Here is a 14,240-nt window from a genome sequence, read left to right as displayed (position 1 = left end):
ACTATAGGATCGTCATTAATGCTCGTCCAATTCCGTTTTAGCCGTGTTTAATAGCGATTGTGGTACTAATAACCAGCCCTCCATGCACGCACAAAAAAGCCCGGGACAGGCCCGGGCCAGGATGGCATCAACCATCGCGAATCAGAATCGGCTGCGAATTCCCACGCCGTAAGTCATGCCCGAGGACAGCGCGCTCGCGCGATCCGCGAGCACAGCGGCGTAGAGGTCCGTTCGTCTCGACACGTTGTAGTCGAAGCCGACTGCGAGCGTGCTGCGGCTCGCCTGTGACGCGCCCGAGGACTTCGAATGCATATACGATGCGAGCGCCTTGCCGTCACCGATCGGCACGGCAAGGCCGATCTGTACGCCATTGACCGTCGTGTCCGCGCCGCTTATGTCGTTGGATAAGCGCTGATACTGGCCGTAGAAGCGCACCACGTTCAGATCGCACAACGCGGCGACCATCACGGCAGTCTGTCGCGAATAGCCTGGCGCGATCGCATTGAGATCGCCGGGTGTCGTGTCGAAGGGCTGGCTCTGGAACGCAACATTCACGGAGAAGATGCCGCCTGCATACCCGGCCGATCCGCCCCATTTGTGCGCGTTGCCCGGTTGATTGCCGAGCGCGTAGATCGCATCTGCGCTGAAGCCCGACAGGACCGGCGTGCGATACAGCGCCGCGTTGTTCCAGGCATATCCGCCGATGAGTCCCTGCCCGTTCACGCCGAGATACGTGTGCAGTACAGTCGGCGAGAACGTGTAAGAGTCGATGAACGGATTGAACAGCACCGCCGTCACGAAATAGGGCGAGACGACGCGCCCGAGGTGGATCGATCCGTAAGGGCCGCCGATCGAAACCTCCGCGCTGCGTCCGAAGAACGGTTCGCCGTCGAAGCTGCCCGCGCGCCCGTTCTGTGGCCGGAAAAAGTCTTCCAGCGTGAAGCTCGCGTGCCATCCGCCGCCCAGATCGTCCGCGCCGCGCATCCCCCAGTACGACGTCGACATGCCGCCACCGCCGACCGTCCATGCCTGCGCGCTGCCCAGCGGTTTCGATGAGCCCATCCACGCATCGACCAGTCCGTACAACTGGACCGACGACTGCGCGTGTGCCGCCTGTGCCTGCCACGCCACGACGAGCGCGGCGGCGATTCTTGTCATGGTCCTCACGCGCCTCATTTGTCCGCCACCTCGCCGCCCTTGCGCGCGAACATCATCAGCAGCGCGGATGCGAAGCACGGCAGCGCCCCGAAATACAGCGCGCCCTCCTTCCACGAGCCACCGTGCGCGAGCAGCGCGGTGACGCCCGCGCTCGCGATGACCGCGCCGACGGGTCCCATCGCGGTGACGATTGCGCCACCCGTCGCGCGAATGGACGTCGGATAGCTTTCGCCGATGAAGAACAGCGCCGCGGCATACGGCCCGATCAGGAAGAAGAGCCCCAGGCTGTAAAGTGCGACGACCACGGCGAAATCGCTCGGCGCGCAGAGCATCGCGAGAAACGAAAGAGCACCGAGCATCCATCCGGCGACGATGGTATTGCGCCGCCCCAGCCGGTCGCCGATGTAACCGTGCGCGACATAGCCCAGATAGCCGACCACGTTCGACAGCACGAGCACGACCAGCGAACTCTGAAACGATAACGCGTGAACCTTGGTGATGACGGTCGTGCCGAGAACGCTGAAGACCTGAATCGTCGACCAGTTGAGCATGAAGCTCAGCCCCAGAACCAGCGTCGAGCGCAGCGCCCGTCCGCGAAACGCCGCGCCGATTCCTCCACCGTGTTTCTCATAGTCGAGGCCATGCGCCCGCGCGAGTTCTCGCGCTTGCGCCGTATCTCCGGCGCGCGCCGCATCGACGATGCGCCGGTGCAGCAGAAACTGCGGGCTCTCCTTGAGCCGCCGCGTCATGAACAGAATCGCGACAGCCGGGAACGCCGCGAAAACGAAGCAGCCCTGCCAGCCGACGAGAGGCAGCAACACAGCGGTGAGCCCGGCCGCGACCAGCGCACCGATCGGCCAGCCGCCCTGTACGAGGCTGAAGAAGAAGCCTTTGCGGCGGTCCATGCGCGGATCGTCGAGGGCCGCGTACATCTCGTTCAGGTAGGTCGCATTGACCGTCTGCTCGGCGTAGCCGAGTCCCGCCAGCGAACGCACGAGCACGAGTACGGCCTGCCCCGCGTTGCCGGCCGCCGCGGTGAGTCCGGAGCAGAGCGCGGCGCCCGCGACCGTCGTGATCATGCCGGTGCGCCGCCCGAAGCGATCGACGATCGGGCCGACGAGAAACGCTACGACCGCCGAGCCGATCGCCACCAGCGTTGCGATCTCCGCCTGCTGCGCCTCGCTCCATTGATAATGCAGGCCAATCTCGGGCAACAATGTGCCGAACAGGATGAAGTCATACACTGCGAAAAAACACGCAAAAAAGGCCGTCCAGCTTGCGCGGCTCACGTCGCGGACGTCGACGGGCGGCGGGGCCCAGAATCTCTGCGATACGGCGTCTTCTCGTTTCATCATGTCTCTCTTTGCGCACGCGCGATTGATCGTATCAACGAATACACGTTGATACGCATAACTAAGTGTTAATTTCGGAAATCGAAACCAGGAAGGCAGCGGCGAGCCGGAGAATCCGGCTCGCGATCTGATGCGTTAGCTACGAATCTTTCCGCGCAGCGCCTCGGTCGCCGCGAAATCGAGGGTGAGTCCGGCGGTAATCACGACGCCATAGGCATCGCGTGCATGGTCGATCGTGCAGAAGTCGTCGAGCACGTCGTCGAGGACCTGCTGCGCGGGTCTGTCCAGTGGATCGCCATACCCGCCACCGCACGGCGCGTAATACGCCATCGCTTCGCCTGCTTCGAGCGCGACGTTGGAGAACTTCGCGGGCATCGGTTTCACGCTGCCTTCGCGCGCCACAATCTCGACCTTCCCCACCTGACCCTCGCCTCCGCCGAACGCGCCCCAGGGCACGTCCTCATGACGCTCCGATTCGTGCGTGAGCGTGCCGCCCTCGAGCAGGCGCTGCGTCTTCACGACACCGATGCCACCACGATACTTCCCCGCGCCCGGCAGCACATCGTCGCGCAACTCGTAGCGGTCGCATACCATCGGCAGATGCATGCCGAGATCTTCGATGGGATTGTTGCGCGTGTTGGCCATCAGGTTGTCGATGCAGTCGGGGCCATCCGACCTGGGGCGCCCGCCGTACGCGCCCTCGTTCACTTCGAGAAACACCCAGTAATCGCCCGTCGGACGAATGCCCGAGTAGGCTGCGAAGGACAGCGTCGCCGAATTGCCCGCCGTCGTGCGCTCGGGCAGCACGGGCGACAGCGCCTTGATGATCAGGTCGATCATGCGGTTGCACTGCGTGAAGCGCGCTTCCGCCGCAGCCGGGAAAATCGGATTGAAGATGGAGCCCTCGGGCGCGGTCACGCTGATCGGCCGGAACGAGCCTTCGTTCGGCGGCAGTTTCACGTCCATCAGCGCCGTGTCGGTCAGGAGCGCGCGGAAAGCGCAATAGCAGGCCGGCTTCGTCGATCCCTCGAACGGCACGTTGAAGCCCGTCGGCACCTGATCGGCGGAGCCGGTCAGATCGACTTCGACGCCGTCGCCACGCACCTTCACGCACACCTTGATCGGCAGACGCTTGTCGCGATTGAGCCCGTCGTCATCGAGGAAGCCTTCGGCGGTGTAATCGCCGTCGGGAATCTCCGCGATACGGTTGCGCATCATCGTTTCGGTGTAGTCCATCAACTGATCGGCGGCGCCGAACACCGTGTCGCGGCCGTATTCGTCGAGCAGCTCCTGCATGCGCCGCGCGCCGAGCTGGGCCGAGGCGATCTGTGCGTCGATGTCGTCCTTCGTCTGACGCGCGGTGCGGCTGTTGTAGCCGATGAATTGCCAGAGCCCCTCGTTGCGCCTGCCGCGCTCGTAGAGCTTCACGCCTGCGAACAGCATGCCTTCCGCGAAGACATCGGGGATATCGATGATGAGCCCGGGCGTCGCCGCGCCGATATCGACGTGATGCGCCGTGTTGGCCGCGAACGCCACCAGTTCGCCGCGCCAGAATATCGGCACGACGATGCAGAGATCCGGGCTATGGCTCGATCCATAGTACGGGTGATTGTGGATGACGACATCGCCTTCTTCCCACGTGCCGCCCTGCAGGCAGCGCGAAATGCCTCGCAGATACGCGGGAATCGAGCCGATATGCAGCGGCGAGCCTTCCGATTCGGTCAGCGTGTTGAAGTCCAGATCGAAGAGTCCTGCTCCGATGTCCTGCGATTCGCGAATGATCGACGAAAACGACATGCGATACAGCACGTGTCCCATCTCTTCCGCGATCGTATGCAGCGCCCCGCTGATCACCTGCAAGGTGATGGGGTCGACGCGTCCGTTGTCCATGGTTGCTCTCCTCTTACGCCGCAAGACGGTTGATATGGATATTGCCGTTCGAGACGACGCGCGCGCGATAACCCGGCGGCACGAGCGTCGTCGAATCGCGCTGCACGACGATTGCGGGTCCGTCGAGCGTATTGCCGGCGAGCAGGCGGCTGCGGTCGTAACGCGGTGTGTCGTAGGTCGCGCCGTCGTCGAAGGTCGTGCGGCGCACGAACATGAGCGCGCGATCGTCGGGCCGCACCGAACCCGTCGACAAGGGCGGCCACTGCAAGGCCGGCGTCTTCGCCACGCCGATGACGCGCAGCGTGACGATCTCCACTTCGACGTCGTCGAAGGCCCAGCCGTAGTCGCGCTTGTGCTGCGCGTGAAAGTTCGCTTCGATACGCTTCACGTTCGCGAGGCCGATCGCACCGTCGGGAATGTCGGCACGCAACTCGAAGCCCTGGCCGTGATAGCGGCATTCCGCCACGCGCACGTAGTGCTGGCGGTGCGCCGGAACGCCGTCCGCTTCGAGGCGGGCACGGCATTGCGCGGTCAGTTCTTCAATGACGCCGTTGATCTTGTCGATGTCCTGCTCGGTGACGTTATCGAGCACCGTCATCACCGAACGCGTGAATTCGTATTGCATGTCGGTGACGAGCAGGCCGATGGCGGCCGTGATGCCCGGCGCGGGTGGCACGATCACCTCGCGCGCGCTGACTGCTTCGGCGAGCGCGACGCCGTTGAGCGGACCCGCGCCGCCGAACGGCAGCAGCGCGAAACGGCGCGGATCGAATCCCTTCGCTACGGAATTCGCGCGTATCGCGAGCGACATGTTGGAGTTGAGAATGCGGATGATGCCGAGCGCCGCTTCCTTGACGCTCATGCCGAGCGGCCGCGCGATCTTCTCCTCGATCGCGCGATGCGCGAGCTCCGGATCGATCTTTACGCCACCGCCGAGGAACTGGTCGGCGTCGAGTCGGCCGAGCACGACTTGCGCATCGGTGACCGTGGGCTCCGTGCCGCCGCGCCCGTAGCAGGCCGGGCCCGGATCGGCGCCCGCCGAGCGCGGTCCCACGCGAAACGCGCCACCCTCGTCGATATACGCGATCGAGCCGCCGCCCGCGCCCATCGTCGCCATGTCGATCATCGGCGCGAGCACCGGATACGCGCCCACATAGGTATCGCGCGGATTCATGATCTTGACCTGACCATCGGGAATCGTGCTGAAATCCGCCGACGTGCCGCCGATATCGACCGTGATCACGTCGCGCGCATCGGACATCGCGCCTGCCCATCGTCCGCCCATCACGCCGCCCGCGAGTCCCGACATGAGGATCGACACGGGCCGCTGCGCGCACATCTCGACCGTCGACACGCCGCCGTTCGACTGCATGATGCGCAGATGCGCGTGGATGCCCGCGTCGCGCAGCTTGCCTTCGAGGTTGTTCAGATAGAGCGCGGTCTTCGGACCAACGAAGGCGTTCATCGCGGTCGTCGAAAAGCGCTCGTACTCGCGGATCACATTCACCACTTCCGACGAACACGACACGTAGGCGTCCGGCAGCACCGACTGGATCAGCGCCTTGGCGCGGCGCTCGTGCGTATCGTTGAGAAAGGAGTACAGGAAGCACACGATCACCGAGTCGATGCCACGCGCCTTGAACACGCGCGCCGCTTCGAGCACTTCTTCCTCGCTCAGCTCCACGGCGATCTCGCCGGTCGGCGGCATGACGCGCTCGGTAATCGCAATGCGATTGCGGCGCTTCACGAGCGGATGCGACTGCCACGGCACGTCGAACTGCAACGAGAAGTTGTGCGGCCGCTTGTGCCGACCGATGTGCAGAATGTCGCGAAAACCGCGCGTCGTCAGCATGCCGACTTCGGCGCCGTTGTGCTCGATCGTGATGTTGGTGGCGACGGTCGTGCCGTGCACGATCATCGCGACATCAGCGGGCTTCACGCCGGCGAGCTCGCAGATCTCGAGCACGCCGCGCAGCACGCCCACCGACTGGTCGTGCGGCGTGCTCGGTACCTTGTGGACGAACACGCTCGTGCGATCGTTCTTGTCCGCTTTCTCGAGGACCAGATCGGTGAACGTGCCGCCGACGTCGACTCCTATTCTTGCCATGGCCATTTCCTCATTGAACCCTGATGAAGCGCCTGCGCTCCGATTCAGACTGATCGAAGCCAAGCGCACGTCCGTGCTGCCGCGCAGTGGAAAAGTGGAAGCAACAGGAGGAATTTGGCCCGCCCAATATTCGCATGTCTATTGATATCTCGGGCTCGATTCATACCGTGTTTGAGATGAATTCGGTAATCGTCGTCGGGCGTTTCGCGGGCTGGATGCGTGCCTTTGCGATCGAGTTGATTGCGCTTCACGTGAACAGACTGGTAGAGGGCACAAAGGAACCGTAGTCTCTGCAGCGGAAAATCGGCAAGGATTGGTCTGCGAAGAAATGCGCGATACCGGCCCTCGTGCCGGAGAGGTACAGACTCGGAGCGGCGTCCTCAAGAGAACTCGACGGGCTACCCCGCGTCACGATTGCGGGGCACTCAGGATTTGACCGCCGCGAGACGCGCTCATGCCTCGCTGCGCCACGTTCAGCAGGTGGGCGAACCGGACCCCGCCTCACCCCTGCCGCTCATCGCACTTAGAACTTGTGGCGAATCGCGAAACGCAGCGCTGCCTGTCGATCCGTGCTGGAAGGTGTGATCTGACTGATCGACGCCACCGCCGGGTTTCCGGTCGAATCGGTCCCATTCGCCTTTTGATAGACGCCCACCATATAAACGTCCGTGCGCTTGGAGAGGAAGTAATCGACGCCCAGCGCGCCCTGGTGATACCTGGCACCGCTCGCCCCGTCCACTCCGCTGCTCTTGGTAAAGACGTATGCGGCGCCAAGCAGCAGCGCGGGAGTCAGTTGATATCTGAAGTTGACTTCGGCGTTGTTCAACGTGGCGGTTCCGGCGATGCCTGTCAAAGGCGCGGGGCCCGAGGTCGTGTCACCGAGCCCCTTGAATTTCGTGTTGGAGTAGGTCGCGCCGATCGTCGCCGCACCGAAGGTGTACGAAGCACCCGCGCCGATCACCTGCAGCATGTGCGCCGAGGCATATCCCGAGATGACCGGAGAATTGCCGAGGTTGGAGCCTGGAACGCCCGCTGTCGCAGGCGCGACCGTCCCGCCCGATCCGTAAAATGAGACATTGGGGTTGCGCACATTCAAGTACGCTGCACCCAAAATCAGCGGACCGTTCGTGTACCCTCCGCCGAGCGACCATATCTGATTGCGTGTGGCGTCGCCGGCCACGCCGCCGAGGCTATACATGCCGCCAAAATTGAAACCACCGAGGGTCGGACTGGTGAACTTGATCGCGTTGTTCACGCGATTCGTGTTGTTGAAGTTATCGTTGTCTGCGGGATGCGCCCCAAGGTATCCGGCCCACTGATCGCCCGCTTCCAGCGGACCCACATAGTCGACGACCGAGTCGTACTGACGTCCAAGCGTTACCGTGCCGACACCGCCCGACACGCCGACGTATGCCTGACGGCCGAATTCAAGACCACCTTGCCCGAGTCGCCCCGTGTTCACATCGAAGCCATTTTCCAGGACGAAGATGGCCTTCAATCCTCCGCCCAGATCCTCGCTGCCGCGCAGCCCCCAGCGGCTGCCGTTCAGTTCGCCGCTTGCGAGGTAGTACTGGCGCTTGCCGCCCGCGTTGTTGTTGAACTGGAATCCCTCATCCACTATCCCATACAGCAGGACGCTACTCTGTGCGCAGGCTATGCCGCTGACCGCGCTGAATACGAGTGCCACGAAAGCCGACTTCTTCATCTAAAGATCTCCGTTAAATTCTTATTTGAATTACCGCGACCGCTGAAGGAGTAACCTGGAGCGGCATGAACCGAAACATCGTATGGAACCGCCAACGCAAGTCTTCGGCGAAGCGAGCGAAACTGAGTGCGGCGAGACGCCCCCTTCAGACGAGGCCCGTCGCGTAGTAGACGGCGATCACAAAAGCCACCGCGAGCGTCTTGATCAGCGTGATTGCGAAGATCTCCCGATAGGACTGCCGATGCGTCAGGCCAGTCACGGCCAGCAACGTGATCACGGCGCCGTTATGCGGCAGCGTGTCCATGCCGCCACTCGCCATTGCAACCACGCGATGCAGGACCTCCATCGGGATGTGCGCAGCCTGTGCGTTTTTGATCAGAAGGTCGGATGTGGCGGCGAGCGCGATGCTCATGCCACCCGAAGCGGAACCCGTGATGCCGGCCAATGTGCTCACCGACACGGCGGCATTGACGAGCGGATTCGGAATCGTCTTTAGCGCGTCGCTGACCACCACGAAACCCGGAAGCGCCGCGATCACCGCGCCAAAGCCGTATTCCGATGCGGTGTTGATCGCAGCGAGCAAAGCGCCAGCCGCCGCCGCCCGGCTGCCGTCCGCAAGTCCCGCGGACACGCGACGAAAGGCCGTGCAGACAACGAGTGCGATTCCGAGAATCAGCGCAGCCTCGACCGACCAGATAGCGGTCACCGTCTTGATTGAAGTCGTCACCGGGACGTGCACGCCTGGCAGCACCTGCGGCGCCACTGTGTACGAAGTCCCATACCAGAGCGGGATCCACTTCGTGAAGCAATAGTTCGAGACGCCGACCAGGATCAGCGGCATGATCGCCAGCACCGGGTGAGGTAGCATGTTCTCCGTCACACGCTCCGGTTCGTTGACGAGCGACGTGCCGTAACCTTCGCCCTTTGCCATCGCGCTCTTTCGCCGCCATTCGAGATAGATCAAGCCGATGACGAGCATGAATACAGAACCGCTCATCCCAAGCGCAGGTGCGGCCCAGCCGGTGGTCTTGAAAAAAGTCGACGGAATGATGTTTTGAATCTGCGGCGTGCCGGGAAGCGCATCCATGGTGAAGCAGAACGCGCCGAGCGCAATGACGCCTGGCATGAGCCGCTTCGGAATGTTGCTCTGCCGATAGAGTTCCGCCGCGAATGGATAAACCGCGAATACGACGACGAATACTGACACGCCGCCGTAGGTCAGCAACGCGCACACGGTGATGATCACGAGGTTGGCGCGCGAACGACCGATGTATCGGATGGCGGCAGCGACAATGGCGGCTGCGAATCCCGATATCTCGATCAACTTTCCGAATAACGCGCCAAGCAAAAACACTGGAAAGTAGAGCTTCACGAAGCCAACCATCTTCTCCATGAAGATGCCCGAGAATACCGGCGCGACGGCTGCCGGGTCTGTGAGGAAGACGGCGCCGAGCGCGGCGATTGGCGCAAAAAGAATGACGCTGTAGCCGCGATACGCCGCGAGCATCAGAAACGCCAGCGAACAAAGAACAATTACCAAGGCCATACCTGTCTCCGGTCTTGACTATATTTTTCGGTTTTGATTTTCAAACTATCTGTGAAAATTTCGTCTGCTTCAAAAATTCTATCTTCATTTTATTTAGTCATACGAACTTAATACAATGAAGTGTTGCGTTGAACAAGCCGCGCCTTATATATACGTGCTGGAGTCTCGCTACTTATTCCGCCCGCTTGTCGAAACGCTCAAGCGATATCGACGTTGCCGCGCCGGTTCCCAAACATCGCATTGGCTTCTACGTGCACGTTCGCGATCGATATTTCTTCGGCACGGCCACCGTCGTGCCTGGTGACAATCACGAGATTGAAAAGCCACCGTCGATGGCGAAGATCTGCCCTGTCGTCTTCTTCGATTCGTCCGATGCCAGGAACAGCGCGGTCATCGCCACCTCCTCCGGCTCGACGAGACCGAGCAACTGACGCTCGCTCGTCTTGTTCATCACCCCCGGTTGCGTTCCGATAAGACCGAGCACGCGTCGGGTCGTCGTTACCGCTGGGGCGAGCGCATTGACGCGGATGCGATGGGGCGCGTACTCGACGGCCATCGATCGCGTAATCGAAGCGATGCCGCCCTTGGCGGCCGTGTACGCGTCCTTTCCCCGCGTGCCGACGAGCGCAAACACGGAGCAGCTATTGATGACCGACCCTCCACCGGTCTCAAGCATCGCCGCAATTCCATACTTGCAGGCGATCCATGTGCCGAAGAGATCGAGCTTCACCGCTCGCCAAAACTCGTCGGCCGGGCAATCGGTGACGCGTGCATCGATCGCGCTCGATCCGCCTGCGTTGTTATAAAGCACGTCGATCCTTCCGCCAAATTCGACCGCCGACTCGATGGCTTCGCGCACGCTATCCTCGTTCGTGACATCGGTCCGCACGAACGTCGCCTTGCCGCCTTGTCTGAGGATGTTTTCGGTAACGGCTTCACCGCTGTCTGTATCGAAGTCCGCAATGATGACTGCCGCGCCCTCGAGCGCGAACCGCTCGGCCGCGGCTCGTCCAATGCCCGCGCCCGCGCCGGTGATGAACGCCACCTTTCCTGCGAGTCGGCCTTTCGCTTCGATCATTCTGCCTCCGGTTATGTGCGCAATGAGTTCCGTCCGTCGATAGAACTAGCGCAACGTTCGTGTGTGGTCAGTTCGTACCGGCGAGACACATGACTCGCGCATCCGCATTACGTAGTCGTAGCGGCAGGATGTCCTGATAAGCAGTCGATGCATACCATTCTTCCGCGCGTCGGAGGCTTTCGAATTCAAGCACGACAATCGTGCCGCCATCCGTTGTTCCTTCCAGCACGTTTTGCGTTCCGCCGCGAATCAGGAACACACCGCCGTATGCATCGAGTGTTGCCTGAACCTTGCTGCTGTATTCGTTCCACTCAGCGTTGACGGAGTGGATATTCACTTCGGCGAAGATATAGCCTTTGGTCATTTGAAGTTCCTCTGCGTTCGACATGTCGTTCAACGTTGGGAAGCGAAAGCCTCGGGCGGGTCGCACGCCACCGTGCCCATCTTCGCTGGCACGGACACTTCGAGAAGCTCAAAGTCTTTCGAGACGGCGATCTCGTTGTGCTTGAGTCCACCGGGAATGAGCAGCGATTCGCCTGCGCTTACGCGAATCTTGCGTCCATCCTCGATCAGGAGATCGACCCAGCCTCGCAGCGTGAAGATGAATTGGGACTCGCACTGATGGTAGTGCCATCCTGTTTGCTGCATCTCGCCCGTAGCAATAGTGAGTTGCGCGCGCATGCGGCCGCCTGTGGCTTCGGTGACGCCAAGATCACGGTATTTGAAGAACTCGCGGCGCCCCGGCACCAGTGGTGCGGTCTCCGGGGTGGCATAGGCAAGTTTCGCAATCAGCTCGGCGGTGTCGCCGGTCATTGCGGGAGAAGCGGCTTTATCGCTGTCGGCAGAATTCAAGATTTTCTCCGTTAGGTTCGAATAGTTGATGGATGTAATGAAGGCGGGGCCGCAGGCTTATCGTCGTGGTACGCCACGAACCGTCACGCCGCCGCGGGCTTCCACGATTTTGAGTATCGACGTGAAGTCGTCGCTTCCCCGGCCTTCTTCGATGGCGCCATGCCAGAGGCTTCGCGCTTCGTTCAGCACAGGCACCGGAACATCGAGCGCATTTGCTTCAGCAATGGCAAGCTCCACGTCCTTCGCCACGATCGACATGTGCGCGCCGAAGTCGAATGCACCGCAGATGGCGAAGCGGGCAAGAATGTCCGCCGCCGCGCTGTGCCCGGTGCTCGACCGGATCACCTCGATCATGGCGTCCGCGTCGAGCCCTGCTTTTGCGCCGATGGTAAGCGCCTCGGAAGCCACGGCCATGTTGGCTGCGAGCATGATGTTGTTCACCAGCTTCATCGCCTGGGCCTGGCCGGGCTGTTCGCCAAGCCTGCAGATCTTCTTTGCGATGAGCGTGAGCCACGGCATCGCAGTGGCAACCACATCGTCATTGCCGGACAGCATGATGGACAAGGTGCCTGCGCGCGCCGCAGCAGGCCCGCCGCTGACAGGCGCATCGGTGGTCGCGATGTTCGAGGCAGCGAGCCGCTTCGCATTCGACGAGACCACGGTCGGCCCCAGCGTGGACATCTCGATGTACGTTCGCACGGCCTTGCCCGCGACAACGCCGTCCTGTCCGAACAACACGCTCTCGCACACGTCGCTGTTAGGCAGACAGGCCAGGACGATTGTGGCCGCATCCGCCACCGAGCGCGGACTCGGATGCGCGATCGCGCCAGCTTCGACGAGCGGCCTGACCGCTTCCGGATTCGGGTCGAACACATGCAGCGTCGAGCCTGGATGAATGAGCCGCAGGGCAATCGCGGCACCCATGTTTCCGAGGCCCAGAAAGCCGATATGCGTGATATCGCTCACGATGTTAAGTCTCCGTGATTTCAGATGATCAGTTCGATCAGGAAGGGGCCGTCCCGCATGAAGCTCTGCTTCATCAGGTCCGCGCAAGCTTCCAATGTCGTTGCGCGCGCCGCCTCCACGCCCATGCCATTGGCCAGCTTTACCCAGTCGAGATCGGGGTTGGAGAGATCGAGCATGCCCATCGCGGTCGGACCCGGGATGGCGCCGACATTCTGGTATTCACCGATCAGGATGTTGTATTTCCGGTTGCTGAGAAGGATCGTCGTGCAGGGCAGCTTCTCGCGGGCTTGCGTCCATAGGGATTGCAGCGAATACATGGCCGAGCCGTCGGCCTGCAGGCTGATTACGCGCCTCGATCCACCGCTCGCCACCGCTGCGCCGGTCGCCACAGGCAGGCCGTCGCCGATGGCGCCGCCCGTCAGTTGAAGCCAGTCGTGCGGCGCGGCCCCATGAGTGAGCGGGTAAAAGCCGCGCCCGAACGAAATACTCTCGTCGGACACGATGGCGTTCTCCGGCATCAGCGCGGCCAGCGTCTGCGCGAGGCCTTCCTGCGTCGGTGTGCCGCGGACCGCTTCGGGTCGCGGGCCGGCATCGGGCATGGCGGCAGGCGGCGCATCCAGCGCGTCCGCGAGCGCCAGCAATGCGGAAACGGGGTCCTGATCGACGCGCGACAAGGTGTGAATCTGCGCGCTGCTCGAATATTGAATGGAAGGCTTGCCGGGGTACGCAAAGAACGCGACGGGTGCTTTCGCATTGACCAGAATGATGTGCTGGAACGGCTCAAGCAGCTTGATGGCCTGATCGGTGTTGTACGGCAGGCGCTCAATAGGCAGGCGGCCACGTCCGCGTGCGACTCGTCCATTCACATACTCGTACTTGAGTGTCGCGCCCGTCGCGCTCGCGATGCGCCATGCCAATGCCTGCGCTTGCGGCATCGCGCAGTGTCCGCCGAGCAGAATCAGCACGTTCGGGTTGCCCCGCAGGATGCGCGCGGCCGTCTCGACCGCAAGCGGGTCGATGGCGGGCGCGGCGGGAACGGGCATCGCGCGGGCGGCGACGCCGCCCGCGTCCCACGACGTATCGGACGGCAGAATGAGCGTGGCGATCTGTCCAGGCGCGGTGCGCGCCGCCGCCACCGCCGCCGCCGCATCCCTGCCGACATCGGCCGCGTGCCGGCTCGTGCGCACCCAGCGCGAAACGGCACTGGCGAGGCCAGCGGTATCAGCGGTGAGCGGTGCATCGAACGGCTGATGATAAGTCGCCTGATCGCCCACGATATTGACGATGCCGCTATTGGCCCGACGCGCGTTGTGCAGATTCGCCCAACCGTTGGCAAGCCCCGGCCCGCAGTGCAGCAGCGTGCTCGCGGGCTTGCCGGCGATACGGTAATAACCATCGGCCATGCCGGTCACGATGTTTTCCTGGAGACCGAGCACGCAACGCATGCCCGGGATCTGATCCAGTGCCGCAACGAAGTGCATCTCACTGGTTCCGGGATTGGCGAAGCAGGTGTCGATGCCCGACTCCAGCAACGTGGTAACAAGACTCTCAGCGCCATTCATGCTGTGCTTTCTCCAATTCAACGA

General features: G+C 62.3%; 11 protein-coding genes. All 11 read right to left on the bottom strand.

Annotated elements, in window-relative coordinates; all coding sequences use genetic code 11:
• Positions 1 to 141: 141 nt before the first annotated feature.
• Positions 142 to 1,176, bottom strand: a complete 1,035-nt coding sequence (locus PQR08_RS08235; protein WP_408161249.1) for a porin — start codon at positions 1,174 to 1,176, stop codon at positions 142 to 144.
• A complete protein-coding gene (locus PQR08_RS08230) occupies positions 1,173 to 2,510 on the bottom strand; it encodes an MFS transporter (protein WP_456264721.1) in 1,338 nt (445 codons plus the stop codon). The genes PQR08_RS08235 and PQR08_RS08230 overlap by 4 nt, the downstream gene beginning before the upstream one ends.
• A 135-nt stretch (positions 2,511 to 2,645) precedes the next feature.
• Positions 2,646 to 4,400, bottom strand: coding sequence for a hydantoinase B/oxoprolinase family protein (locus tag PQR08_RS08225; RefSeq protein WP_250485893.1), 1,755 nt, complete (start codon positions 4,398 to 4,400; stop codon positions 2,646 to 2,648).
• 13 nt (positions 4,401 to 4,413) lie between these two features.
• Positions 4,414 to 6,507, bottom strand: coding sequence for a hydantoinase/oxoprolinase family protein (locus PQR08_RS08220; RefSeq protein WP_250485892.1), 2,094 nt, complete (start codon positions 6,505 to 6,507; stop codon positions 4,414 to 4,416).
• Positions 6,508 to 7,030: 523 nt separating this feature from the next.
• Complete coding sequence (locus PQR08_RS08215) at positions 7,031 to 8,212, bottom strand: porin (protein WP_250485891.1); 1,182 nt, start codon at positions 8,210 to 8,212, stop codon at positions 7,031 to 7,033.
• Positions 8,213 to 8,357: 145 nt separating this feature from the next.
• Positions 8,358 to 9,758, bottom strand: a complete 1,401-nt coding sequence (locus tag PQR08_RS08210; protein ID WP_250485890.1) for a GntP family permease — start codon at positions 9,756 to 9,758, stop codon at positions 8,358 to 8,360.
• A 307-nt stretch (positions 9,759 to 10,065) separates the two neighbouring features.
• The gene (locus PQR08_RS08205; RefSeq protein ID WP_250485889.1) at positions 10,066 to 10,836 is read right to left on the bottom strand and encodes an SDR family NAD(P)-dependent oxidoreductase; all 771 of its coding nucleotides are present in this window, start codon (positions 10,834 to 10,836) and stop codon (positions 10,066 to 10,068) included.
• 67 nt (positions 10,837 to 10,903) lie between these two features.
• Entirely contained in the window at positions 10,904 to 11,200 is a 297-nt protein-coding gene (locus PQR08_RS08200; RefSeq protein ID WP_250485888.1) for a DUF1330 domain-containing protein, read from the bottom strand.
• Between the two features lie 29 nt (positions 11,201 to 11,229).
• Positions 11,230 to 11,688, bottom strand: coding sequence for a cupin domain-containing protein (locus PQR08_RS08195; protein ID WP_250485887.1), 459 nt, complete (start codon positions 11,686 to 11,688; stop codon positions 11,230 to 11,232).
• 57 nt (positions 11,689 to 11,745) lie between these two features.
• Positions 11,746 to 12,741 (bottom strand): NAD(P)-dependent oxidoreductase, encoded by a 996-nt coding sequence (locus PQR08_RS08190; RefSeq protein ID WP_408161247.1) that lies wholly within the window; start codon positions 12,739 to 12,741, stop codon positions 11,746 to 11,748.
• The gene (locus PQR08_RS08185) at positions 12,675 to 14,216 is read right to left on the bottom strand and encodes an acetolactate synthase large subunit (RefSeq protein WP_238217947.1); all 1,542 of its coding nucleotides are present in this window, start codon (positions 14,214 to 14,216) and stop codon (positions 12,675 to 12,677) included. The genes PQR08_RS08190 and PQR08_RS08185 overlap by 67 nt, the downstream gene beginning before the upstream one ends.
• Positions 14,217 to 14,240: the final 24 nt, after the last annotated feature.

It is taken from the genome of Caballeronia jiangsuensis (assembly GCF_046030135.1).
Classification (GTDB): Bacteria; Pseudomonadota; Gammaproteobacteria; order Burkholderiales; family Burkholderiaceae; genus Caballeronia; species Caballeronia jiangsuensis.
Note: the sequence above shows the minus strand (reverse complement) of the source record. Positions and strands in the feature narration are given on the sequence as shown.

Excerpts from the sequence above, each read along its gene's own strand:
- PQR08_RS08205 (WP_250485889.1), bottom strand. The coding sequence starts at position 10,836 with ATGATCGAAGCGAAAGGCCGACTCGCAGGAAAGGTGGCGTTCATCACC.
- PQR08_RS08185 (WP_238217947.1), bottom strand. The coding sequence starts at position 14,216 with ATGAATGGCGCTGAGAGTCTTGTTACCACGTTGCTGGAGTCGGGCATC.
- PQR08_RS08235 (WP_408161249.1), bottom strand. The coding sequence starts at position 1,176 with ATGAGGCGCGTGAGGACCATGACAAGAATCGCCGCCGCGCTCGTCGTG.
- PQR08_RS08215 (WP_250485891.1), bottom strand. The coding sequence starts at position 8,212 with ATGAAGAAGTCGGCTTTCGTGGCACTCGTATTCAGCGCGGTCAGCGGC.
- PQR08_RS08200 (WP_250485888.1), bottom strand. The coding sequence starts at position 11,200 with ATGACCAAAGGCTATATCTTCGCCGAAGTGAATATCCACTCCGTCAAC.
- PQR08_RS08225 (WP_250485893.1), bottom strand. The coding sequence starts at position 4,400 with ATGGACAACGGACGCGTCGACCCCATCACCTTGCAGGTGATCAGCGGG.
- PQR08_RS08220 (WP_250485892.1), bottom strand. The coding sequence starts at position 6,507 with ATGGCAAGAATAGGAGTCGACGTCGGCGGCACGTTCACCGATCTGGTC.
- PQR08_RS08230 (WP_456264721.1), bottom strand. The coding sequence starts at position 2,510 with ATGAAACGAGAAGACGCCGTATCGCAGAGATTCTGGGCCCCGCCGCCC.
- PQR08_RS08210 (WP_250485890.1), bottom strand. The coding sequence starts at position 9,758 with ATGGCCTTGGTAATTGTTCTTTGTTCGCTGGCGTTTCTGATGCTCGCG.